Here is a 23,943-nt window from a genome sequence, read left to right as displayed (position 1 = left end):
ATAATAGGAGCTTTTACAATTATTTTGACGCAAGTTTGTGAATTTTCTAGCTTACAATAAAAATAATTACTGACAGCTTTGTCAGTAATTATTTTTTAAGTCTGTCAGTAAATTTCTCATATTTTCATCATCTGGAACAAGCTCCAAATATTGTTCAATAATTGGTCCTGTTTTAGAAATTTGACCAATTTCTTTAAGAAAATCGATATAGTCTTCTAAAAACTCTGGATTCTCTGACAAATTGGTTTGAATGAGTTCTTCATACAAAGCAGCCGCTTCAGAATCATTTTCCAAAGCTTTATGTGCCCCTGCAAAAAGCCATTTAGCTAATAAATGTTCATCTTCTAAAAGCTTTTCGAGATTAATGACAGCTTCAAAATCTTCTTCGTTGAAGTATAAATTAGCAAGTAAAAAGACTGTTTCGTCATGTAATTCTGGTAAATTTAAAGCATCCATGAGATAACGTTCCGCTGCAGCTTTGTCCTTTAGTTTGAAACTAATTTTTGAAGCGAAGTGTAAGAGAGGAACGGCATTGGGATTTTTTTTTATACCTTTCTTTGCCATTTCTAGTGCAGCTTCAAATTCTTGATTAGCTTCTAGGGTTTGTGCATAGGCTAATTCATAGTTCAAAAATTCGACATCCATTTTTTCTAATCGTTTAAAATTAGCAATGGCTCTTGTTTCATTATGAGTTTCTCCATAAAGAAGAGCAATTTTATACAAGGTTTCTGGTTTTTCATCAAATTCTAGTGACTTTTCAAGAAATGATATGGCATTCTCAAAATTACCTAATTGGGCATAAGAGTCACCAATTCTTTGATAAATAGAAATTTTTGTTTCATGTAAAATTTTGCGTTCTGAAAGTTTTGCATATTCGGTAATGGCAGCAGAATAATCACCTTGTTCAAAGTAGGACTCTGCCAAAGCAAAAGTAATCAGAGGAGAATCCGATAATTCTCTTGCTTCTTCTAACTTAGAAATTGCTGTTTCAAAATCACCTTCAAATTGATATAAGTCAGCAATTTTGACTAAAGCAGCAATATAATTTTCATCATCCATCGGGATTTGATAAAGATAATTTAATGCTTCATCTAAATTACCATTATCTTCTGCAATTTCTGCTAAGTTAATCAGATAATCTGTTGATTCTGGATGTTCAGCCATAATTTGGTCATAAATTTTTTGACTTTCATCAATGAAACCCATCATTTGCAAATATTCGGCTAGGTCAGCCAACATTTCACTATTATCATTTTTTAATGCTTGGGCAAGTGAATTTTGCATTCCAATCAAGTCTCCCTGATGTAAGAAATCAATTGTATCTTCTGAATAAGACATTTTTCTCCTTATTTTTTATTCTATTAATTACTCATTTGCTTCTTCTGTAGCTGTTTCTTCACGATAAAGAACTGAAATTTCACGGTACCATTCGTAAACATGAACAATAATAACTTTCAAAGTTGCATAGAATGGAATAGCAAGTAATACTCCCCAGACACCCAGAATTTGGCCTGCTGTCAGTAAAACAAATAAGATTGTAATTGGATGAATTGACATTTGTTTTCCAAGAACTAAAGGAGAAATAAATCTTCCTTCAAGTGTTTGCTCAATAATAAGGACGATGATTACTTTTACAAGCATCAAAGGTCCACCAATTGCTAAACCAACAATTACCATTGGAATAGCAGCTAAAAATGAGCCTAAAAATGGAACTAAATTCAAAAATCCTGCAGTGATTGCTAAAGCAACTGCATAACGCAAACCAATAATAGGTAAACCAATCATAAACATGATAGCAACCGCAATTGCGACCAAAACTTGGCCACGGACATAATTTGAAAGCTGACTATTGATTTCGTGCAAAACTTTTGAAGTTTCTTTACGCCAATCATTTGGCAATAAATGAGTGACAAAACCATTTAATCTTTGACCGTCTCTCAATAAGTAGAAAAGAACAAATGGAAACACAATTAATGAAATTAGGATACTTGTTGTTTTACTGATGAGATGCGAAAGGGTCGTTACAGCATTAACAGAGAAAGTTTTTGACCAATCAATCAATTGATTACCAATTGACTTAGCAAACTGGTCAACTTGTGGTCGAAATTGTTCAAAATGTGGATTTTTTGCTAAAGCATTGATCTCTTTTTGGGCAGTGTTTACATATTGAGGAACTGACGAAGCAAAATTATCTACTCCACTGATGACATTAGGAATAGCAACAATTAAGCCCCAAGCAATCAAAGCTGCAATTATTAAGAAAAGAACGATAATCGTGACAACTCGCGGGACTCTTTTCTTTTCCAAAAAATCAACAATTGGGTTTAGAAGATAATAAAATACAGCTGCCAAAATAACGGGCAGCGAGATAACCGTTATAAATTCTCCTACAGGTTTAAAAATAAATCCAACTTTATTGAGTAAAAGAATATTTAGTAATAAGAGAAGGACGATTGCTAAAGCTGCAACTACTTTATTATTAATAAACCACTTGAAAAACCAAGAGGCTTTGAAGCCTCGGTGTTGTTCTTGTTCCATATTTTTTCCTAATTCTTTTTTAGAATTACTGACAGATATTGTTTAAAGTCTTTTAGTTTTCTGTCAGTAACTTTTTTCTAGTTCATAATATTGAATCTGTAAAAAAATCTTTTTGTCAGTAATTTTCCAACCATTGTGATTAAAAATTCTTGTCAGTTCTTTTGGCTGATAGACTTTTACATCTCCTTCTGTTGAAAATTTATTAAGTCGCCAATTATAGGCTTTTGTAATTAATGGAATATGAATCTCAGCGATGACCAATTTTCCCTCTGGCGCAAGGAGTCGTTTAGCTTCCGCTAAAAAAACCTCAGGCAGAGGAAAATGATGAAAGCTAGCTGAACAAATAATCAAATCAAAACTAGCATCCTCAAAGGGAATTTTTTGAGCAGAGCCTTGCTTAAAAGTAAAATTAGGATACCTAACTTGAGCAATCTTTATCATTTCTGACGAAATATCTAAGCCGCTTCCAAAAATTTTCTCTTTTTGATTTAACATTGCCAAAAGATTTCCATTAGCACAACCAACATCTAAGATTCTTGAATTTTTTTCAACTTTTAAATGTTTTTTAATAAATCTTTTGAAAAAACTGGCCAAAAATCCATCAAAACTATGATCAAAACGACTCGCAATATGGTCATAAAAGTCTTCAGATTCTCTTTCGTAATCATGAGTCTTTTGAACCATTTTAGTCCTCCATCAAAGGTTTAGCGAATTCTGCAATCATGCTCTCAGCACATTTTAAACCGTCAATACCGGCTGAGACAATTCCACCAGCAAAACCAGCCCCTTCTCCTGAAGGATAGATTCCTTTTGTCGAAACAGATTGATAATTTTCTTCATCACGATTAATTCTGACTGGTGAAGATGAACGAGATTCAACCCCTGTCATTACAGCGTCAAAAAGTGCAAAGCCATGCATTTTTTTATCTAATCCAACAATTGCTTCACGCATAGATTGTGTAACATAATCTGGGAATAATGATTCAAGATTTGTTGGTTTCACTCCTAAAGCGTAACTAGGTTCAACTGTTCCCATTGCTTTAGAAGCTTTTCCATCAAGAAAATCTCCAACAAGTTGAGCCGGCGCTTGATAATTAGCCCCTCCTAATTCAAAGGCTTTATGTTCTAATTCCTTTTGGAACTCTACTCCAGCTAGGGGATGGTCAGTTGGAAAATCTTCTGGAAAAACTTGGACTAAAAGTCCAGAATTTGCATTTTTTTGGTTTCTGGCATGTTCAGACATGCCATTTGTCACAAGACCACCTTCTTCTGATGCAGCTGGGACGACCAATCCTCCTGGACACATACAGAAAGTATAAACACCCCGACCTGATGATGCTTTATAAGTTAATCGATATTCTGCTGCCCCAAGACGTGGATGGTCAGCAAATTCTTTATATTGTGCTTTATTGATTAAAGATTGTGGATGTTCAATTCTGACTCCAACAGCAAAGGGTTTAGCTGTAATCGTTACCCCTTTATCATAAAGTTCTGAAAAAGTATCACGTGCCGAATGACCAATAGCTAAAATAGCCTGATTTGTTTTAATAATATTTCCGTCAGCAAGTTTTACAGCTTGTAACTGTTCATCTTCAATTAAAAATTCTTTAACTTGGGAATCAAAATGAACTTCTCCGCCCAACTCAATAATTTGTTTTCGGATATTTTTAACAATGTCACGAAGTAAATCAGTTCCGACATGAGGATGTGCCTTATAAAGAATATCTTCTGGGGCACCAGCTTGTACAAATTCTTCCAAAACTTTACGACCACGCAAATCACGAACACGACTCGTTAATTTCCCGTCAGAAAAAGTTCCTGCTCCACCTTCACCAAATTGAACATTCGATTTTGGATTAAGTTTTCCTTCAAGCCAAAATTTATCAATTGATTTTACACGCTCATCAACAGCTTGGCCTCTTTCAAGAACAATTGGCCGATATCCATTTTGAGCCAATAATAATGCCGCAAACATTCCTGCGGGACCAAATCCAATGACTACAGGACGATGAAGCATTTTTTTGTTTCCTATAACTGGATTGACATAATCCAATTCAGGTGCCAAAGAAACATTTTTTATTTTTTTAGACAGAATTCTTGTTTCGTCTTTAAGTTTAATATCAACAGTATAGATAAAATCAATTTCGCCTCTATGTCTTGCATCAATTGATTCTTTGTAAATTCGATAATCCAGTAAGTCAGATTCTTGTAGTCTTAGTTTTTTCAAAACAAGACTTTTAACCTTGCTGACAGGTTCATCAATTGAAATTTTGATTTGTGTTATGCGAATCATGATTTTCTTTCTATGATAGGATTTATTATCCTCTTTTATTTTTATTAAAACTAGCAACTAACTCAATATGATGCGTTTGTGGGAATAAATCAACTGGTTGAACTTTATCCAACAAATACCCCTCAGCTTCAAAGCGAACAATATCACGAGCAAAAGTTGCTGGATTACAAGAAATATAAACAATACGACGAGGCCCTGTTGCTGTTGCTGCTTTAATAAATCCTTCATCCAAACCTTTTCTTGGTGGGTCAACAAAAATAACGTCGGGTTTTACTCCTTCTTCAAGCCATTTAGGCATAATTTTCTCGGCTGTTCCAACCTCATAATGTGTGTTTTCAAGTTCATTTAATTGAGCATTACGCTTTGCATTTTCAACTGCTGCTGGAATAATTTCCATACCGTAAACTTTTGCAACTCTGTCAGCCATACTAATTCCAATTGTTCCAATACCAGAGTAAGCATCAATAACTACGTCTCCTGGCTTTAGACCCGCAAAGTCATAAGCTGTTTCATAAAGTTTTTCAGCTTGAGGCGTGTTTACTTGATAAAAAGCAGGTGCCGAAATTTGAAAAGTTTTATCTAACATCAAATCCGTGATGAAATCTTTACCATACAATAAAACAAATTCTTTTCCTAGAATAAATGAACCTGTTCCAGAATTAATATTAAGTTGGACAGATTTTATATTGGTAAAACGTTCAACCAAGTGATCAATCACAAGTTCAACATTTTCTGGAAGTTTTTTACTTGTAACGACTAGAGTAATCATCATTTCACCGGTGTGAAATGCTCGACGGACAACAATATTTCGTAACCAGCCTTTTCTCATTTTCTCATCATAAGCTTGTAAATTAATTTTTCGAAACTCATCACGCAAAAAAAGAACAGCAGCGTCAATCTCAGGATGTTGAATATAAAAGTCTTCTACAGGAATCAAAGTATGAGAATTTTTTCGATAAAATCCAGTAGTTAGAACCCCATCAATCATTTGAACAGGAATTTGTGCCTTATTTCGATAATTAAACGTCTTAATTGCTTCAATCATTGGTAAAACAGGATAATCAGCTTTTCCAGCCGTTTTTCTCAAAATATATACTACTTGCTTATGTTTAAATTTTACTTGTTCATCATAAGATAAATGACCAAAATCCGCGATTCCGGTGCGCAAATAATCAAGGTTAAGCTGAGTAACGCGATGTTTACTCTGACTTATAAATTCATCGACACGCCCAAATCCAAAGGATTTCCCAACCTTAAGCACATGCATTTTGATACGTTCCCCAGGTAAAGCATTATCCACAAAGAAAGGGAAAGAGTTGATTTTAACAACACCTTGTCCTTCATGTGTTAAGTCAAGGACTTCTGCTTCAAATATATCGTTTTTCTTGAAATTTGTCATGTCCATATTATAACATATATTATCAATAGGGTTCTATAAATGAAGAGTATTTAAATTTTTTTGAAAATATACTCAATAATTTCCAGTTTTTTGTACATAAAATGTGGTTCAAAACGTAATTGATTATTTCTCTACAATAAAAAAGCCACTCACAAGGTAAGTAGTTCTAATTTAGTTGGTATAAGGAAGTGCAGTCTTTATTATAGATTTACATTAACGCAAAATTTCTATTCTGCGTTGAGCATTCGCATGAATGAGTCTTACTTTATTTTCTCCAAAAAGTCTTACTAATCTACCAAATTCTGCACTTTTAGCAAATTTTTCATTGTGCTTTAAATTTTTTTTACCATTTTTTTTAGCTTTCAATGAAATATAAATTTCTTGTCCTTTTTCATTATGTGGAACAAAATTAGTATGTTCTAAAATTAATTTTTCAATTTCCTTTTTTGATTTTGCCATTGAAACAATACTCCTTTTTCATTTTATTTCAATAAATATCATAGCATAAGATTCTCAAAAACTTAAATATTTATCATTTTCTTACTATTTTTATCTATTTTCCGAAATTTGTACAACTAAATGCAAATAATCATATACAGTTGCCATTCAAATTCATATATTCATTAAATAATTATACTAAACTAATCTAATGATTTATTCATGACCGCTCTAATGATCTCCACACGACTAGATAATGCTTCTTTTTCAAATAGTTTCTCATGATATCTTACCAAAAGGTCACAAACATATAATTGTGAAACTTTCCCCGATAAAGAGGCTCCGTTAAAAAACTCTTCAGATACTGTTTGTAAAACAATATCTGAAATTTGAGCAACAGGTGACACTAAGGTATTGGTTATAGAAATGATTTTTGCATTATGCTCTTTAGCAACCCCAAGCGCTTCAAATAAATCTTGTGTCTTTCCTGACAATGAAATTCCAATCACTAAATCAGTTTCTTTTAGTAGAGCCGCTGTTTGCATCTGAAAATGATTATCACTAATTGCTTTACTTTGAATCCCAATACGCAAGAACATTGCCTCTAAATCCTGTGCTGTATTTCCACTCAAACCAACCCCGAAAATATAAATCGCTGTGGCATTAGAAAGTAATTCAGAACTCTCTTTTAAAGATTTAATATCCATTTTTCTTTTTGTTCTTTGAATGCAATCAATAATCTTATTTTCTGCTTGATCAAAAAAAAGTTGGTTATCGTTAGCTAGAGATTCCTTTTGCGAATAATCTTCTTTGGCCATTTCTATTTTGAAATCCGAAAATCCCGAATAACCTAATTTTTGACAAAATCGAACAATTGTCGCATCACCCACTTGAATAGCACCTTTAATTTCATTCATTGTTCCATAAATAATATGATTCGGAGATTCTAATATATAATTAGCTATTTTTTTCTCTGATTTAGTAAGAGAATTAAATTTTTCTTTGATAATTTGTTCAATTTTCATAAAAGTCCTTTGAGATAGATAGTCATTTGCTCTTTATTTTACTATTTTTTTCTATTTTTTAAAAATAAAGACTTAAAAATTATGGTAATTGACAAAAATGTAAGCGTATGATATATTTATCGTTGGAGATTATCTCCGTATTCTTTTTTTTTGGAGGCGAATTGGAGAATGAATAAAGAAGTATTTTTAAAAAAAGTGAAAAATGGTATTATTGTATCCTGTCAGGCCTTGCCCGGTGAAGCTTTATATTCTGAAAAAGGTGGGATCATGCCTTTGATGGCTAAAGCAGCTGAGCAAGCTGGAGCCGTTGGAATTAGGGCAAATTCTGTAAGAGATATCAAAGAAATTCAAGAAATAGTTGATTTACCAATAATTGGTATTATTAAAAGAGATTATCCACCACAAAAACCTTTTATTACTGCTACCATGAAAGAAATAGATGAGTTAGTAGCCACTTCTTGTGAAGTCATCGCCTTGGATTGTACCTCTAGAGAACGTTATGATGGCTTAACTATTAATGAGTTTATCAAATCAATCAAAGAAAAATATCCAAACCAACTTTTGATGGCAGATTGTTCAACCTTTGAAGAATGCAAAAATGCATATGAAGCTGGGGTAGATTTTGTTGGTACAACGCTTAGTGGTTATACAGATGAAAGTCCAAAACAAGATGAACCTGATTTTGACTTACTTGAAAAACTAGTTGAGGAGAAAATTCCAGTCATTGCTGAAGGAAGAATTCATAGCCCAGAACAAGCCAAACGCGTTTATGATATTGGTGTTGATGCCATGGTTATCGGGGGAGCAATAACCAGACCTTTTGAGATTGCCACACGATTTATAAAAGCAATTAGTGAAAAATAGCAGCCCATTCATCGGAATAAAAAAACACCTCCAAAAAGGATGGTGTCTTTTTTTAAGCTTATCTCTCGTTTACATTTTCTTTATTAACCTGAGATCTTTCCCAATTATCGACTAATATTTTCTTATATTGAGGCCTTTCAATCGCTGCTTTAGCATTATACTGTCTTAATTTGGTAAATGAAAATCCACTGATTAAAACTAGGCCTACAAGAAGTATAGCAATTTTCTTTGTTTTTCTTTTTATATTTTTAGAGAATAAAGCTCTAACCATAAGAATCATTAAGATACAGATAATTGTTGGTATAACAAATCTGAAACTTTTAAAAGGTGCAATTCCTAAAAATTTAGTTACTGGTGAAATAAAGTAAGTTCCATAAAAGAGTGCTGTCATTCCGACAATGACAATAGCTCTAAAACGACTTAACGGCCGGCATAAGAGATAGAGTGAAAAGAGTTGAACACTACCAATAACCAAAGTTACATCACTAATAAACTCCTTATAATGAGTCACAAAGTGTCCATCAGTAAATGTCGTATAGATTGGGAATTTATAGGCCAAGCTGAACATTACAAATATAGCAAGCCCAATAATGATTCCCGTAGGTAGAGCGTTGTCTCTAATTTTTTGGAGGATATCATCCTCATTTCTTTTTTCATCTTTTTCTAGCACAAGTAAAGCGCTAGGAATTCCGACGGTAAAGATACCCATCATCATTAAATTTATTGATTCTAATGGGAAGAGATGACGTGTAATTAATAATAGAACTGTTAAGGTAAAGATGTATATCACTCTTAGAAGATTCATACTAGCGACACGTGTAATATTATTAATTACTTTTCTTCCCTCTTTGAGAATATTTGGAAGAACGGAGAAATCATTTTTCAATAGAATAAATTGAGCAACTGACTTTGTTGCTTCATTACCACTTCCTAATGCAATCGGACAGTCCGATTTTTTAAGGGCAAGAATATCATTAATTCCATCTCCAATCATTCCCACAGTATGACCATTTGCCTGTAAAGCAGCAATGATATCACGTTTTCTTTCTGGAGTTATGCGACCAAATATTGTCTTTTCTTCTACAACTTCTTGTAGTTCTTTTTCACTTTCAGGAAGTTCTGACAGGCCAATATAATCCGCTTCTAAACCGACCTCTTTTGCAATAAGTGAGACCGTTTTTGGATGGTCACCCGAAATAATTTTAATTTGAGTCCCTTGTTTTTCAAAGTATTCTAATATTTTTTTAGCCTCTTTTTTAGGTCTATCTTTTAAGAAAATAAGACAGAGGAGTTGGTTTTTTTCTCCCAAAACATTATGAGAGAGCGCGAGAATTCTATAACCTCTTTCTAGGGCTTCTTCAATATCAGCTTGTTGTTTAGGAGTAACATCTTTGGCTACTAAATCAAAAGCTCCTAAAATATAGTTTCCTTTATTTTTTATTTCTACAGATTGATATTTAGTTTCTGAACTAAAAGGTTGATAAGAAACTAATTCAAAGGTGTTTTGCCGACCATTAGTAAAATATTTTGTCAAAGCCTCCATTGAAGAATTTTGTTCTTTGTCTAAAGAGGTAATATATGAAATAATATCATTTATTTCCACTTTATCATTATAATATAGAACATTTTCGACATTCATTTGTCCTTCGGTAATTGTTCCTGTCTTATCTAGACACAGAACGTCAACCCTTGCTAATGTTTCGATCGCTGATAATTCTTGTGTCAAAACATCCATTTGGGAGAGTTTAATAACACCTAAAGCCAAAGCAACTGATGTAAGCAAGACCAATCCTTCGGGAATTAAACTTGTAATGGTTGTTGCTGTTCCAACAATCGCTATCTTTCTTTGAGGAATCACTGATAAATCTAACGATGAAAATATGAACTGATTTAGCAAAACAAGAATTGAAATAGGAATAATTCCTATTGCTATAATTTTTAATATTTTATCAATCTGTTGTTGAATTTTTGATTTTGATTTTTTTAAAACTGAAGCTTCTTTTGTGAGTTTACTGATAAATGTTTGATTCCCGACTGCCTGAACTTGTGCTTTTGAAGCACCTTGCATGACAAGACTACCTGAATAGATGAAATCACCAACATGTTTTTCAATAAAATCAGATTCTCCCGTAATCATGGATTCATCAACATCTAGTCCTTCTTCCAAACAAATCGCATCCACGGGAACCTGGACCCCTTTTTTCAGACAGATGATATCATTTAAAACAAGTTCTTCTTTTTCAATACTCACTTGTTCACCTGCTCTTATCACTTCTACTTTATCTTGTTTTAGAAAAGAGAGCTTTTCAATAATTCTTTTAGCTTTAATTTCTTGATAGATTCCAATTGAGGTATTAGAAATAATAGAGAAAATGAACAGCATATTTTTATAAGAACCAATGACAAATAATACAACCGCAAGTACTAGATTGAGTAAATTAAATAAGGTCATTGAGTTTTTAATGATAATATCTTTATTTGACTTCCCAACTTTAACTGTCATGATATTCAAATTTCCAAGTCTTTTTTGTTCTTCGACTTCTGCATTTGACAATCCTTCGGTCATGTTTACATTATTCAATATCTGTTTTTCCTCCTAAACTAATTTCTTTAATTATTATATCTAAAATTTTACCTTTTTTTCTTACATTTTTGAAAGTATTCGAAAAATTATTTTATAAAAACCAGTAGAAATAAATAAAGGACTATTAACATAAGTTAATAGTCCTTGTACAAAATCAATATTTTTCTTTCAAGTTCTTTAACAATGAGACTGCTAAGGCAGTAGCAATAAGTGTTCCACCTAGTCCTATGAATAAGGAAGAATCAGAAGAACCAGTTTCTGGCAATACTTCTTTCTTAGGTTTAACTACTTGTTCATCATTTTTCTGTTTCGAGATTGGCTGTACCATTTTTCTCTCTACAGCTCCATCATTCAAAGTTCCGGGAGAAGTGCTCCCTTTATCGTGATTATCAGTTGTAGTTTCCTCTACTATTTTTTCATAAATATAGTAAATATCTTTTGGGATGGAACTAAAGTTTCCCGAAGCTTCACCCTTTATTTCTTTTAAAGTATAACCCTTTATTATTTTATTATCAGTAGAATATGCACTACCAACTGTACCTGTTTTCTGTTCGTCTGATGCAAGTTTGTTTCCATCTACATCTTGATAATGTATATTAACAAGTCCCGGAGCAAGTTCATTTTTCTTATATACATATTTTACAAGATGCTTCGAAAAATCATAAACTCCTTGTTCATTGCCCTCTACTTTTACTAAGCTGTAACCGGAAATAACTCTTGGGCTTGTAGAATAGTTATTAGAATAATCTCCCACCATAATATCATCTGTAGAAAGTTTATTTCCTGATGTATCAACATACTCTACAAGGACCTCATCAGCAACATTAAAATGATATGATTTTTTATCGTCTAATGACACCTTTAAACTATCTGGATTGAACCCATAATCATCATTTATTACTAAATCTTTAATGGCAACTGTTTTCCCATTAAGCTGTATTTCTGCCTTTAATGATTTAGCATTGAGGTTAATTGTATTAAATGTAAACTGTTGGACATTTACTCCTGGAGCAATTGTATGTTCTTCTAATTGACTATTATCTACAAAGAAAATTAACTTCCAATTTTCCGTAGGAAGCATGGCAGCACTATCATTTATGGTTAAGGTAAAATTAGGGCCTTTCCAATTTAAAGAAAACTCTATGTCTCTTTGTAATTCAAAGTTGATATCGTAACTTCCTTCTTTTAAGGCAGTCCAGTCTGAATCTTTAAATGATATTCCTGATGGTATAGAATTTTGTATTTGATACTGGTCATTAATATTAGTTAAAGTTCCTGTAGCACCGATATGAGTATTAATATCGTCTGCCATTATATTAGCCCCTGTCATTACTAACCCTAGCGTAGTAATGGCTAATATCTTTTTTAAAATTTTCATTTTCATAAACTCCTGTGTATTATATTTACTACATCACGTGCTTTATTATGACATTTTATAAAAACATGTCAATAGTTAATATAATATATTATTATATTAATTATTCGTTCTTATTTAAGAAATTAATATATTAAAATTTCAATTAAATATTTCTTTTGCTTAAATATAATACAAAATAACAACTTTGGAATTATTTTAAATATCTTTAGTTGTGTTGTTTTTGCTTTTGTTTCATTTTGTCACTTTACTATTCTTGGTATTCATATCGCACAGACCCTTTCATAAGGGTAACTATTTATTTTCTAGTAGTTCGAGTTAGATTGAAATATACGAATGCATTCAAATGTCTCAGTACATAATACTCACCTTTAAAAAATTGAAAATAATAAAGTTAAAAGAATTATAATAAAATCAATAAGGTATAAAATAAAATTTGTCATAGCAAATGAAAAAAGAGCGTAACCGCTAGGGTTAATCGCTCTTTTTATTTATTCATCTTAAATTCTAGGTATAAATCATTATAAATTCCAGTCCAATATGGATTGAGGTTTTTGTAGGCTTCATCATCTTTTATGGTTGATTCATCTGGATAAAAAGATTTATTATCACGAATTTCTTTGGGCAGGAGAGCTTTAGCTTTCAAATTTGGGGTTGCATAACCAATCCACTCAGCATTTTGGGCTGCGTTTTTTGGTTCTTGCATGAAATTAATAAAAGCGTAAGCTGCTTTGATGTTTTTAGCTGTTTTAGGAATGGCTAAATTGTCATACCAAATATTTGTTCGCTCAGGGATAACGTATTTCAAATTTTTATTTTCAGAAGTCATCTCTGCTGCTTGTCCACTATAGACGACAGCTAATGGTGTTTCATTATTAATCATGTAATTCATGATTTCATCACCCAGAATTGCTTTTACATTTGGCGTAAGTTTTAGAAGGTCTTGATAGGCTATATCTAGCTCTTTTTGGTTGGTTGTATTTAATGAATAACCATGTTTACTAAGAACCATTGCCATGACGTCACGCACACTGTCTGTCAGTAAAATTGAGTTTTTGTAAGTTGGTGACCAGATATCATTCCACGTTTTTGGTGGCCTTGTTACTGTTTTTGAGTTATAAACAATCCCTAATGTTCCCCAAAAGTATGGAACAGAATATTGATTTCCTTGGTCAAAAGCCGGATTTAGGAGTTTAGGGTCATCATCTTTTAAGCCTTTAATTTTACTATGGTCGAGCTTAATGAGCAAATTTTCTTTGGCCATTTTTTCAATCATGTAATCGGAAGGAACAATCAGGTCATAAGCTGTTCCTCCTTGTTTGACTTTTGAATACATGGCTTCATTGGAATCAAAGGTCATATAGTTAACTTTATAACCTGTTTCTTTTTGAAATTTACTAATCAAGTCTGGGTCGATATACTCTCCCCAGTTAAAAATGGTCAGGCTATTATTTTGAGTTTTGACTCCATCAGCAGCTTTCATTCTATTCGTAATCAGACCTAACGAGGCAGTAATAATCAAAATTCCTACAAAGAAGTATAATAATTTTTTCAAGTTTCTCCTTTCTATACTTTGAGCTACAAAGTATCAGTAAAATAGTTTTAAGTCAGATTTGAAGATTTTCCGACAGTTTCTGAATCTCTCATAATATAATAATAGCCTATAACTAATAGAATTGAAAAGAGAAATACAAGGGTAGAGAGGGCATTAATTTCTAAAGAAATTCCGGCGCGAGCTCTGGAATAGATTTCAACTGATAGGGTTGTGAAATCATTTCCTGTGACAAAGAAAGTGACGGCAAAATCATCTAAAGAATAAGTAAATGCCATAAAGAAACCAGCAATAATTCCTGGTGTTAAATAGGGCAGGGTAATTTCACGCATTATTTGGCTTGAATTTGCCCCTAAATCATTTGCGGCATCAATGAGTGAACTATCCATTTCTTGATAAAGCGGCATTACCATCAGAACAACAATAGGGATAGAGAAGGCAATATGACTGAGTAAAACAGACATAAAACCAAGTTTCATTCCAACAATTGTAAATAAAATCAGGAAGGAAGCACCGATGACAACGTCTGGGGAAACCATTAAGACATTATTTAAGCCCAGTAAAGTTTCACGACGTCTTCTCTTGAATTTAACAAGGTTCAAAGCACCAATTGTTCCAATAACTGTGGCAATCAGTGAGCTTAAAAAGGCGAGAAAGAAGGTTTGAACAACAATCAGAATTAAACGACTGTCAGCAAACAATGTTTTGAAATTATCTAATGTGAAACCTGTAAATTTGCTCATATCACTTCCGGAGTTGAATGAGTAAAAAATAAGGTAAAAAATAGGTGCATATAAAAGGATGAGGACAAAGGTGAGGTAAACTTTACCAAGCGAATTTTTCTTTTGCAAATCAATCTCTCCTTTCTTTTGTCATTCTCATGACAATCAACATGGCTACAACTAAGACAACAGCAATGGTTGAACCCATTCCCCAGTTTTGTGTCGTTAGGAAGTGTTCTTCAACGGCCGTACCGAGTGTGATGACTTTATTCCCACCGATTAAACGTGTCAACATGAAGAGTGACAAACTAGGGATAAAGACAGCTTGCACTCCTGCTCTGACACCGTTTAGTGAAAGTGGCCAAATCACTTGAGTAAAAGTTTGGAAACGTGAGGCGCCTAAATCGGCACTCGCATTTACCAAATTATCATCTAAATCATTTAAAGCATTAAAAATTGGTAAAACCATAAAGGGAATGGAGATATATGATGCGACCAAAATAAAACTTAGGTCAGTAAATAAAATCTGTGTCCGTCCAATTCCTAAAAACTGCAAAAAGTTATTAACTGAACCATATTTACCAAAAATTCCAATAAAGGCATAAGCTTTGAGTAAAAGATTAACCCAAGTAGGTAAAATAATAAGCATGAGCCAAAATTGTTTCATTTTTAGTTTGGTCAAAATGTAAGCTACAGGGTAGGAGATGGCGAGGGTTGCTACAGTAATAATCAGTGCGTAGAGAATAGAGTTCCATGTCATTAAGAGGTAAGTTCCGCTAGAAAAATAGAGGATATAATTGTTAAGGGTAAAGTGACCATTTAAATCAAAAAATGATTGCCATAAAAGCATGGCCAAAGGGACGATAACAAAGAAAAGAATCCAGAGAAAATAGGGAACAGAATAAATTCTTTTGGTCACTTATTGGCCCCACTTTCTTTAGTTTCTGCCTCAAGTTCATTCTCTTGCTTTTGTAAAATTTCATTCACTGTTTCAGCAAGTTCTGTTAATTCCATCGTGTTTTCAAGCGCTTCTTTAACGGCTTCTTGAATGGCAGCTTCTTCTTCGGCATTTTCTTCTTCGACAGCATTAGCTAAACCGACCGTTTCTTCTTCTTCAACATATTCTTCAATACGTGCGTCAAATTCTTCTTCGGTTTCATTAAGACGCATGATGTGAATGGCTTCTGGGTCAAAATCGAGTCCAACTGTTTCTCCAACAATGGCTTTATGCGTTGAATGAATGAGCCATTCGTTATTAAATTCATCGTAGGCTACAATTTCATAATGGACGCCACGAAAGAGTTGAGTATCTACTTTTACATTGAATTTGCCTTCGTCAGGAAGTGTAAACCAGATATCTTCAGGGCGAATAACAACCTCAATTGGTTCATTTTTACGCATCCCACCATCGACAGCTTCAAATTTCTGACCATTAAATTCAACGAGGTAGTCTTCAATCATTCTTCCGTTTAGAATGTTTGATTCACCAATGAAATCAGCAACAAAATGATTAATTGGTTCATCATAAATATCAGTTGGAGTCCCTGATTGCACAATTTCGCCTTCATTCATGATGAAGACCCAATCAGACATCGCTAGCGCTTCTTCTTGGTCATGCGTAACAAAGATAAATGTAATTCCAAGACTTTGTTGTAACTCTCTTAATTCATATTGCATATCTTTTCTGAGTTTCATATCAAGTGCTGAAAGAGATTCATCAAGTAAGAGAACTTTAGGGCGATCAATTATGGCACGGGCAATAGCTACCCTTTGTTTTTGCCCTCCTGATAATTTAGTAATTGAACGCTTTTCAAAGCCGTCTAAACGCACGAGTTTTAAACTCTCAGAGACACGCTTGGCAATTTCCTTTTTATCTACCCCTTTAATTTTAAGAGCGAAAGCGACGTTATCAAAAACGTTCATATTTGGAAAAAGAGCATAGGATTGAAAAATAGTATGAACATTTCGTTTATTTGCGGGTAAGTCATTAATTCTTTTATTATCAAGAATAACATCACCATCGGTTGCATCAAGAAGCCCAGCAATAATATTTAAAATTGTTGATTTTCCTGAACCTGACGCGCCTAAAAGAGTATAAAATTTTCCCTCTTCTAGTTCAAATGAAATATCTTTAAGAACGGTTGTATCAGTGTCAGCATAAGTTTTACTGACATTTTTAAATTCGATAATTGTTTTTGACATTTTTTTAATTCCTTTGAATATAAAGATGTGATAAGCCGTAAAATTGCTTGTAAGTAATATAAAAAACCAAGCCAACGCTTGGTTTCATCATCAATTTAAGTTTTCTGATTCCAAAAGGAAAAACAGAAAAATCTAGTGCAGAGTCTATACAGCAGAAGAACTTTTAATACTCTTATTGATGCGCCAAAGCGTGTTTTTCTTGGGTGGGGCTTTTATATTCCCCATAACTCCTAAAAAGAGTTAATCAATAAGGCAACGAAAGTCGCCAATTTCGGCTTTTGACCCGGCTGTCCGTCTGGCCTTGGCTCAATTTTTACTGACAAATCGTCAATATTTTACTGACGAGATGTTATTTTTACTGACGAAAAGTACTTTTGAGAAATTTTTAGTTTCGTCAGTTCAATGCGACCAAAGGAAGTCATTGAATCGGTGGATAAGGGAAGTTTCAGCTTTGCTGAAATTTCTATCAGTTCAATGCGACCAGAGGAAGCCATTGAAGCGGTAGATAAAGGAAATTTCGACTTTGTTGAAATTTCTGTCAGTAAATTAAATCCAGAATTCAACCATTAAATTGGCAGATAGAAAGGTCTAATTTGCTGACGGTTTATTCATCAGTAAAATTGAGCGGTCAAATCTTCTGTATATGCACAGAACATCATTAATTATAGCTTAAATTAGATGATTTATCAAGTTGAAATTTGAAAAAGACAGGAAAATCCTGTCTTATTTTTCACCGATTATTCTAACTTCAGGTTCAAGAGTGACCCCTGAGTTTTCTTTCACTTTATCAATAACATGTGCGATAAGTTTTTCATAATCTGTCGCATTTCCATTTGCAACATTAACCATGAAACCTGCATGTTTTTTGCTAACTTCAACACCGCCAATGCGTACGCCTTGTAGATTAGCTTCTTGGATTAATTGTCCCGCAAAATGACCGACTGGGCGTTTGAAAACTGAACCGCAACTTGGATATTCCAAGGGTTGTTTACTTTCACGCAGGAAATTGAGTCGATTCATTTCATTTTGAATTTGAGTCGGATCACCTGCTTGGAGTTCAAATTTTGCTGACAAAACAACCAAATTTTTGTCACGAATGACAGAATGACGGTAGCCAAATTGCATTTCACTTGCAGTCAGAACCGAAATGTTTCCGTCAGTATCCATAACTTTGCAACTTACCAAAACTTGAGAAATTTCGCCACCATAAGCTCCAGCATTCATGAAAACAGCACCGCCAATTGAACCTGGAATTCCGCAGGCAAATTCAAAACCTGTCAGTGAATTTGCTTGTGCCACTTGTGTTACTTCTTTTAATTTTGCACCAGCTTGAGCTTCAATCGTATAGCCAGCCACTTTTACTGACTCTAATTTTTCAAGTAAAATCACAAGGCCACGAATTCCACCATCACGCACAATCAAATTTGAAGCATTTCCAAGCACAGTAACTGCTGTGTCAGTTGATTTTGCTTTAACTAATAATTCTGTCAGTGCTTCAATTGTAGCTGGAAAAGCTAAGATATCTGCTGGTCCACCTACTTTTGTATAAGTATATTTTGATAATGGTTCATTAAATTTAACCAGCAAATCTGGGATATTTTCAAGGTCAGTTTCTTTTATCATATCCTTATTTTATCATTTTCTATTAAAGATGACAATTTTGTCTTAAATTTCGGCTTTAACTTTCTTTTTATTCAAGAAACCTTTAGCTTTATCGAAGATATCAATTGGGAAGGCTTTGCTCAAAACATTGCACAAACCAAGCGCTAAATTGAAATCAATCATACTGTGAACAAGACCACCAAAACCAATCAATAATAGAAGATTAAGTAGAGCAGCTTGATCAATATTTGCAAATCCTAAAGAATAAAAAACATAAACTACTAAAGTTTCCAAACCAGCATGAAAAATACCGAGAATAAAATTAAAAATTTGGATTTTAACTTTTTGATGAACAAGTTCTGGATGTTTCTTTAGGACATAAGCACCCACTGTCATTACAGGGAGATGCATAAGGGCACGCAACCAAATAGTTGGTACCGGAATACTAATCATAAATCCTAGGGTAGTTCCTAGAGCAACAAAAGCGGTCATTAATGGACTGAAAAACATGGCAGCCATTACGGGAACATGTGAGGCAAGCGTGAATGATGCAGGACCAATAATAATTTTAGCCGGCATAATCATTGGAATTAAAATTCCAAGTGCAGTTAGCATCGCAGCAATAATCAGATTTCTGACTTTTGCCTTTTTTGTTTGAGCCATTTGAGTTTCCTTTTCTTTTTAAACTCTTGCTTTAAAAAAGCGGACAGTAGGGCAATAATGGTTTTTCATTTAAATCACATTCCTGTCAATAAAAGAAATTTAATGATTCATTCCTTCTAACTTCAAAAAATGATCAATCAAAAACCTTGTTCTGACAAAGAGAATGAAAGTTAGTGAACTACTTTACATTCTTTTTTGCTTTAATGATTATATCATTTTATATGTAAAATAATCAAGAAAAAAATCTGTATTTATAATACAGATTCTTTTACTTGTAATCCATTACTGTCAACTTCCAAGGAATAAAGTTGACCAGATAGATTTTGCTCATTAATTTTTTCTGTCAGTAAATTCAGCTTATCATCGGGTAAAAGGAGCATTACTGTTGGCCCCGCCCCAGATAAATAAGTTCCATAAGCACCAAATTCATGACCAATTTCTCGCAAAATTTTCAGTTCAGGAACTAAAGAAGCGCGATAATTTTCATGAAAACGGTCAGACTCTATCATTTGCCCAGCAACTTTTAAATTTTTTGTCAAAAGACTGGCCGTCAGTACATTTGCAATAGAGCTGGCAGCAACGGCCTCTTTGTAAGCCAATTCCTTGGGTAAAACTTTTCGACTTTCAACAGTTTTTAACTCATAGTCTGGAACAAAAGCTAGAAGTTTACATGAAGGAAAGTCTGAGCTAACATAATTCGTTTTGTCAGCAACAGTACTTGCTATAACTAAATTTCCCAAAAGTGCTGGTGCAACATTATCAGGGTGTCCTTCAATTTCACAAGCAAGTTCAAGTTTTTCTTCTGTTGTCAAATTTAGCTTTGCTAGTTGATTAGCTAATTCAATCCCAGCAATAATGACTGAACTTGATGAACCCAAACCTCTTGCTAAAGGAACTTCCGAAGTCATTTTCAAATGATATTTTGCTGACAGATTGGAATTTTTAGCTTTCAAAACTGCTGACAGCGTGGTCAGTAATAAATTTTTTTCGTCAGTAGGAATATTATTTCCTAAATCGTGATCAATTTTCCAATTCTTACTTTCCTCAAGTATTTCAACTGTCAAATACAAGTTGACTGCAATACCAATTGAATCAAAACCTGCACCTAAATTTGCTGATGTCGCTGGTACAATAATTTTCATTTTCCTAGTCCCCCAAAACTTTAAAATAATTAAGTAATTTAAAATCTACTTCTTCTTTTAATTTATCCTGAATGGCCAAAAGTTGAACGCGGTTAATCTGATGACTGATAATCACAACAACTGCGCGATGTCCATCACCTTTTTGTTGCAAAACCTGCTCAAAAGAAACGTCTTCACTTGTAAATAACTCCACCAAGCGCAATAGTTGCCCAGTTGAATCTGGTGTTTCAACGGAAAAATAATATTTATTTACAATATCGTGAGGATTAGCTAAGCTCGTTGGACGTGCGTATTCATTAAATGACTTCCCAATTGTTCCATCTTTTTCCCGTTTAACAATTCGAACAATATCAGCTAAAACACTCGTAGCGGTTGGCTTTTGACCTGCTCCCGCCCCATAGAACATTGAATCCCCAATTCCCTCTGATTCAATAAAAACAGCATTCATAACACCATTGACACTGGCCAATGGATGACTTTTTGGAAGAAAAGTTGGACTAACCTCAGCGAAAATTCCTGATTCAACCTCATTGATTTCACCAGTCAATTTTAAAATATAGCCAAATTGTTGAGCAATCTCAACATCAGTTTTTTGAATCGTTCTGAGACCAGATTTAGAAATTTGATCAGGACTTAGAGTCATTCCGAAAGCAAATTCACTTAAAATCGCTAATTTATAACTGGCATCAATTCCGTCAACATCATTTGTTGGGTCAGATTCAGCATAACCAAGTTCTTGAGCTTTGGCCAAAGATTGGTCGTAAGTCCATGCCTCCTCTGACATTTTCGTCATCATAAAATTACTTGTTCCATTAAGAATTCCTAAAAGATGTGTGATTTTGTCTGATGAAAATGAATTGGCTAAAGTTCTTAAGATTGGAATCCCACCAGCAACAGCCGCTTCATAATAAAGAGCAACATGATGTTTCTCTGCCAAAGCACGCAATTCAGTTCCATGAACAGCCAGTAAATCCTTATTGGCTGTGACAACATTTTTACCCGCTTTAATCACTTTCGTAATGTAGGTCTTAGCTGGTTCAATCCGTCCCATCAACTCAACAACAATTGAAATCTCAGAATCAGCCAAAATTTCTTCTAAAGTTAGAACAAAATCATATTGATAACCCTGTGCTCTAGCTTTTTCAATTGCTTTTTCATCTCTCATCAAAACTTTTGAAATGACGATTTCTTCATCTAAAATTTTTGATAATTTTTGTTTATTCTCAGAAATTAAAGTTGGAAGTCCAGTTCCAACTGTGCCAAACCCCAATATTGCTATATTTACTGTCATCACTTCTCCTTTTCAAGCAAAAAATTAAATTTCAAGATAATTCAAAAAATAACTTTCGTTCAATTTCTTAATATTATACCATTTTTATCGAAAAAAATTTACTGACAGAAAGCTCAGTAAATTTAAAAGAATAAAAATTACTGACAGCCATGTCAGTAATCCTTGTCAGTAATAATAATTTCACTATTTTTAAAGCAAATCTAGTTTTTTCAACTCATTATCTATTTGTCCCAAAACTTCATCAAGATGTTCAGGATTGTTGACAAAATCGATAGAATCACCATCAATTCTCAATTTTGGCGAGATATTATAATTTTTATACCAATCAGGATATTCATCATGAACTTGAGCATAATAATCTTTTAGCCCTTCTTGATTTTCAATTTGTTCAAATGAACGACCGCGTTGTGCAATTCTTTTGAGCATTGTTTCAAATGAGACATCAATATAAACCAATAAATCGGGACGTTTTTTAGGCATTCCATCAAGTTCTTCCAACATATTTGCTAATAAATCTTGATAAATTTCCAATTCAGTTTTTGTTACATTTCCATTTTTATAGTTCAAAGTTAGGAAAAGTTCATCCTCAAAAATCGAACGGTCAAGCACATTATTATCCTGACGATAAGCCATTTTAATTGATTCAAAACGTTTATTCAAAAAATAGATTTGTAGCAAGAAAGCATACTTTTGAGGATCTTGATAATAAAGATCAAGAACAGGATTATTGTCCACCGCTTCATAAAAAACATCCGTTTTCAAATGTTCTCCTAAAGCCTTTGCTAGACTCGACTTCCCTGCACCAATTGTACCTGCTAATACGATCAAAATTGTCTTTTCCTCCTCGTCATTTCTTCAAAATAAAGAAATGAATTTATAAATCTATTTTATTATAGCCGAATTTTTTAAATTTACAACTATTTATTAATTTTAAAAACTAAAAAATTATTTTATTTATTACTTCTCTTTTTTCAAAAACTCACGAACTTGAGATGAGAAATAGAGAGAGCCAGTAACTAGTAACAAATCATCTTCAGCTAAATTTTTTTGCGCACGAACTAAAGCTAATTCCCAACTTGGGGCCAATTCAACCCCTTCTTCTTCCAATTTTTGAAAATCCCCCAAATTCAAAGCTTTCGGATAATCAAAAGTTGTCAAAATCAGATGCGAATTTTTCACAGTTTGAAGCATTTTTATCATTTGACTAATATCTTTTGTAGTAATGGCTGAAAAAATGATTGTAATCTTTTTATCTGGAAACTCAGAGCTAAGGTTTTCAAGCAAACGATTCATCGCATGAACATTATGAGCACCATCCAGTAAAATGAGTGGCTTTTCACCCAATTTTTCCATACGAGCTGGCCAAAAAGCCTCACGAATTCCAGAGCGAATCACATCCTCAGTCAATACAATCCCAACCTTACTTGCATAAACCAGAGAAAGTTCAATAGCCATACCAGCATTTTCTATTTGATGTAAGCCAACTAAAGATTTTTCAATATCCAATATTGCTTCTTGACCAGAAAAGAAATTGAAATGTTCGTGTTCTTCCACTTCCGTACGATAATCATATGGAAATTGATAAACACGCGCTGTATTTTTTCTAGCCACTTCCCATATAACCCGAAGCGCTTTTAACTCAATATTTCCAACAACTACTGGAATTCCTGGTTTAATAATTCCAGCCTTTTGAGCTGCAATTTCTTCAATCGTCGAACCAAGAATATCAATATGATCTAAACCGATTGTTGTGATTCCAGAAACAACAGGTTTAATCACATTTGTTGAATCAAGAAGTCCACCTAAACCAACTTCAATAACCGCTAAATCAACTTGCTCATCAGCGAAATATTTAAAAGCCATTGCCGTGATAATTTCAAATTCGGTAATTCCAGTCAGTTCAGCATCTTTATCAAGTTCAGCAACAAGAGGCTGGATCATTTCTACATAATAAATTAATTTATCATCAGCAATCGGGAGTGCATTAATCGACATCCGCTCACCAAAAGTGGTGATGAAAGGACTTGTGAAAGAAGCAACCTTCAGACCTGCCTGCATAAAGATTGAGCGTGTGAAAGCGACTGTTGAGCCTTTTCCATTTGTTCCAGCAACGTGAATCATTGACAAAGACTCTTCTGGATGACCAAGCAATTCTAAAAGGGCCGAAACACGACTTAGGCCTGGGCGAATATTAAATTTTAAACGTGAATGTATCCATTCCAATGCTTCTTCTATAGACATTTTGTGACCTTT

Annotated in this window: 21 protein-coding genes; 2 read left to right on the top strand and 19 right to left on the bottom strand. The window is 33.6% G+C overall.

Annotation, left to right across the window (positions count from 1 at the left end; translation table 11 throughout):
• Positions 1-81 precede the first annotated feature (81 nt).
• The 7 genes from QJV49_RS00690 to QJV49_RS00660 form a co-directional block, all read right to left on the bottom strand.
• The gene (locus QJV49_RS00690; protein ID WP_225511353.1) at positions 82-1,338 is read right to left on the bottom strand and encodes a tetratricopeptide repeat protein; all 1,257 of its coding nucleotides are present in this window, start codon (positions 1,336-1,338) and stop codon (positions 82-84) included.
• Between the two features lie 27 nt (positions 1,339-1,365).
• On the bottom strand, positions 1,366-2,538 hold the full coding sequence (locus QJV49_RS00685; protein ID WP_225511352.1) for an AI-2E family transporter: 1,173 nt from the start codon (positions 2,536-2,538) through the stop codon (positions 1,366-1,368).
• 63 nt (positions 2,539-2,601) lie between these two features.
• Positions 2,602-3,222 (bottom strand): class I SAM-dependent methyltransferase, encoded by a 621-nt coding sequence (locus QJV49_RS00680; protein ID WP_225511351.1) that lies wholly within the window; start codon positions 3,220-3,222, stop codon positions 2,602-2,604.
• Position 3,223: 1 nt separating this feature from the next.
• On the bottom strand, positions 3,224-4,831 hold the full coding sequence (locus tag QJV49_RS00675) for an NAD(P)/FAD-dependent oxidoreductase (protein WP_225511350.1): 1,608 nt from the start codon (positions 4,829-4,831) through the stop codon (positions 3,224-3,226).
• A 25-nt stretch (positions 4,832-4,856) separates the two neighbouring features.
• Positions 4,857-6,236, bottom strand: coding sequence for a 23S rRNA (uracil(1939)-C(5))-methyltransferase RlmD (gene rlmD / locus QJV49_RS00670; protein ID WP_225511349.1), 1,380 nt, complete (start codon positions 6,234-6,236; stop codon positions 4,857-4,859).
• 207 nt (positions 6,237-6,443) lie between these two features.
• Positions 6,444-6,689, bottom strand: coding sequence for a hypothetical protein (locus QJV49_RS00665; protein WP_225511348.1), 246 nt, complete (start codon positions 6,687-6,689; stop codon positions 6,444-6,446).
• Between the two features lie 182 nt (positions 6,690-6,871).
• Complete coding sequence (locus QJV49_RS00660) at positions 6,872-7,693, bottom strand: MurR/RpiR family transcriptional regulator (RefSeq protein ID WP_225511347.1); 822 nt, start codon at positions 7,691-7,693, stop codon at positions 6,872-6,874.
• Between the two features lie 168 nt (positions 7,694-7,861).
• On the opposite strand from QJV49_RS00660, the gene QJV49_RS00655 reads away from it, so the two are divergent.
• On the top strand, positions 7,862-8,557 hold the full coding sequence (locus QJV49_RS00655) for an N-acetylmannosamine-6-phosphate 2-epimerase (protein ID WP_225511346.1): 696 nt from the start codon (positions 7,862-7,864) through the stop codon (positions 8,555-8,557).
• A gap of 58 nt (positions 8,558-8,615) precedes the next feature.
• On the opposite strand, the gene QJV49_RS00650 is transcribed toward QJV49_RS00655, so the two are convergent.
• The 6 genes from QJV49_RS00650 to QJV49_RS00625 all read right to left on the bottom strand — a co-directional run bounded on the left by QJV49_RS00650 (position 8,616) and on the right by QJV49_RS00625 (position 16,992).
• A complete protein-coding gene (locus tag QJV49_RS00650) occupies positions 8,616-11,123 on the bottom strand; it encodes an HAD-IC family P-type ATPase (protein ID WP_309568395.1) in 2,508 nt (835 codons plus the stop codon).
• Positions 11,124-11,295: 172 nt separating this feature from the next.
• Positions 11,296-12,519: a MucBP domain-containing protein gene (locus tag QJV49_RS00645; protein ID WP_281449145.1), complete on the bottom strand. Its 1,224-nt coding sequence runs from the start codon at positions 12,517-12,519 to the stop codon at positions 11,296-11,298.
• Between the two features lie 484 nt (positions 12,520-13,003).
• The gene (locus QJV49_RS00640; RefSeq protein ID WP_225511343.1) at positions 13,004-14,071 is read right to left on the bottom strand and encodes an ABC transporter substrate-binding protein; all 1,068 of its coding nucleotides are present in this window, start codon (positions 14,069-14,071) and stop codon (positions 13,004-13,006) included.
• Between the two features lie 47 nt (positions 14,072-14,118).
• Positions 14,119-14,919 (bottom strand): ABC transporter permease, encoded by an 801-nt coding sequence (locus QJV49_RS00635; protein ID WP_029343880.1) that lies wholly within the window; start codon positions 14,917-14,919, stop codon positions 14,119-14,121.
• 1 nt (position 14,920) lies between these two features.
• Positions 14,921-15,709: an ABC transporter permease gene (locus QJV49_RS00630; protein WP_225511342.1), complete on the bottom strand. Its 789-nt coding sequence runs from the start codon at positions 15,707-15,709 to the stop codon at positions 14,921-14,923.
• Positions 15,706-16,992 carry an ABC transporter ATP-binding protein gene (locus QJV49_RS00625; protein ID WP_225511341.1) on the bottom strand — a complete coding sequence of 429 codons (1,287 nt, stop codon included), beginning with the start codon at positions 16,990-16,992 and terminating at the stop codon, positions 15,706-15,708. Before QJV49_RS00625 ends, QJV49_RS00630 begins: the two co-directional genes overlap by 4 nt.
• Before the next feature lie 429 nt (positions 16,993-17,421).
• On the opposite strand from QJV49_RS00625, the gene QJV49_RS00620 reads away from it, so the two are divergent.
• A complete protein-coding gene (locus QJV49_RS00620) occupies positions 17,422-17,562 on the top strand; it encodes a hypothetical protein (RefSeq protein WP_023189302.1) in 141 nt (46 codons plus the stop codon).
• A gap of 153 nt (positions 17,563-17,715) precedes the next feature.
• Here QJV49_RS00620 and murB read toward each other — a convergent pair whose 3' ends face one another.
• The 6 genes from murB to QJV49_RS00590 form a co-directional block, all read right to left on the bottom strand.
• Positions 17,716-18,615 carry a UDP-N-acetylmuramate dehydrogenase gene (gene murB / locus QJV49_RS00615; protein ID WP_010905790.1) on the bottom strand — a complete coding sequence of 300 codons (900 nt, stop codon included), beginning with the start codon at positions 18,613-18,615 and terminating at the stop codon, positions 17,716-17,718.
• A 42-nt stretch (positions 18,616-18,657) separates the two neighbouring features.
• Positions 18,658-19,257, bottom strand: coding sequence for a niacin ECF transporter S component NiaX (gene niaX, locus QJV49_RS00610; RefSeq protein ID WP_003132120.1), 600 nt, complete (start codon positions 19,255-19,257; stop codon positions 18,658-18,660).
• Between the two features lie 251 nt (positions 19,258-19,508).
• Positions 19,509-20,399, bottom strand: coding sequence for a homoserine kinase (thrB, locus tag QJV49_RS00605; protein WP_225511340.1), 891 nt, complete (start codon positions 20,397-20,399; stop codon positions 19,509-19,511).
• Positions 20,400-20,403: 4 nt separating this feature from the next.
• Complete coding sequence (locus QJV49_RS00600; protein WP_225511339.1) at positions 20,404-21,690, bottom strand: homoserine dehydrogenase; 1,287 nt, start codon at positions 21,688-21,690, stop codon at positions 20,404-20,406.
• A 189-nt stretch (positions 21,691-21,879) separates the two neighbouring features.
• A complete protein-coding gene (locus QJV49_RS00595) occupies positions 21,880-22,521 on the bottom strand; it encodes a deoxynucleoside kinase (protein ID WP_281449172.1) in 642 nt (213 codons plus the stop codon).
• Between the two features lie 126 nt (positions 22,522-22,647).
• Positions 22,648-23,931 (bottom strand): folylpolyglutamate synthase/dihydrofolate synthase family protein, encoded by a 1,284-nt coding sequence (locus QJV49_RS00590; protein ID WP_225511337.1) that lies wholly within the window; start codon positions 23,929-23,931, stop codon positions 22,648-22,650.
• Between the last annotated feature and the right edge of the window lie 12 nt (positions 23,932-23,943).

Origin of the sequence: Lactococcus sp. NH2-7C, from assembly GCF_029953655.1 — a bacterium.
GTDB lineage: Bacteria > Bacillota > Bacilli > Lactobacillales > Streptococcaceae > Lactococcus > Lactococcus lactis.
Note: the sequence above shows the minus strand (reverse complement) of the source record. Positions and strands in the feature narration are given on the sequence as shown.

Excerpts from the sequence above, each read along its gene's own strand:
- QJV49_RS00690 (WP_225511353.1), bottom strand. The coding sequence starts at position 1,338 with ATGTCTTATTCAGAAGATACAATTGATTTCTTACATCAGGGAGACTTG.
- QJV49_RS00685 (WP_225511352.1), bottom strand. The coding sequence starts at position 2,538 with ATGGAACAAGAACAACACCGAGGCTTCAAAGCCTCTTGGTTTTTCAAG.
- QJV49_RS00680 (WP_225511351.1), bottom strand. The coding sequence starts at position 3,222 with ATGGTTCAAAAGACTCATGATTACGAAAGAGAATCTGAAGACTTTTAT.
- QJV49_RS00675 (WP_225511350.1), bottom strand. The coding sequence starts at position 4,831 with ATGATTCGCATAACACAAATCAAAATTTCAATTGATGAACCTGTCAGC.
- rlmD (WP_225511349.1), bottom strand. The coding sequence starts at position 6,236 with ATGGACATGACAAATTTCAAGAAAAACGATATATTTGAAGCAGAAGTC.
- QJV49_RS00665 (WP_225511348.1), bottom strand. The coding sequence starts at position 6,689 with ATGGCAAAATCAAAAAAGGAAATTGAAAAATTAATTTTAGAACATACT.
- QJV49_RS00660 (WP_225511347.1), bottom strand. The coding sequence starts at position 7,693 with ATGAAAATTGAACAAATTATCAAAGAAAAATTTAATTCTCTTACTAAA.
- QJV49_RS00655 (WP_225511346.1), top strand. The coding sequence starts at position 7,862 with ATGAATAAAGAAGTATTTTTAAAAAAAGTGAAAAATGGTATTATTGTA.
- QJV49_RS00650 (WP_309568395.1), bottom strand. The coding sequence starts at position 11,123 with ATGACCGAAGGATTGTCAAATGCAGAAGTCGAAGAACAAAAAAGACTT.
- QJV49_RS00645 (WP_281449145.1), bottom strand. The coding sequence starts at position 12,519 with ATGAAAATTTTAAAAAAGATATTAGCCATTACTACGCTAGGGTTAGTA.
- QJV49_RS00625 (WP_225511341.1), bottom strand. The coding sequence starts at position 16,992 with ATGTCAAAAACAATTATCGAATTTAAAAATGTCAGTAAAACTTATGCT.
- murB (WP_010905790.1), bottom strand. The coding sequence starts at position 18,615 with ATGATAAAAGAAACTGACCTTGAAAATATCCCAGATTTGCTGGTTAAA.
- niaX (WP_003132120.1), bottom strand. The coding sequence starts at position 19,257 with ATGGCTCAAACAAAAAAGGCAAAAGTCAGAAATCTGATTATTGCTGCG.
- thrB (WP_225511340.1), bottom strand. The coding sequence starts at position 20,399 with ATGAAAATTATTGTACCAGCGACATCAGCAAATTTAGGTGCAGGTTTT.
- QJV49_RS00600 (WP_225511339.1), bottom strand. The coding sequence starts at position 21,690 with ATGACAGTAAATATAGCAATATTGGGGTTTGGCACAGTTGGAACTGGA.
- QJV49_RS00590 (WP_225511337.1), bottom strand. The coding sequence starts at position 23,931 with ATGTCTATAGAAGAAGCATTGGAATGGATACATTCACGTTTAAAATTT.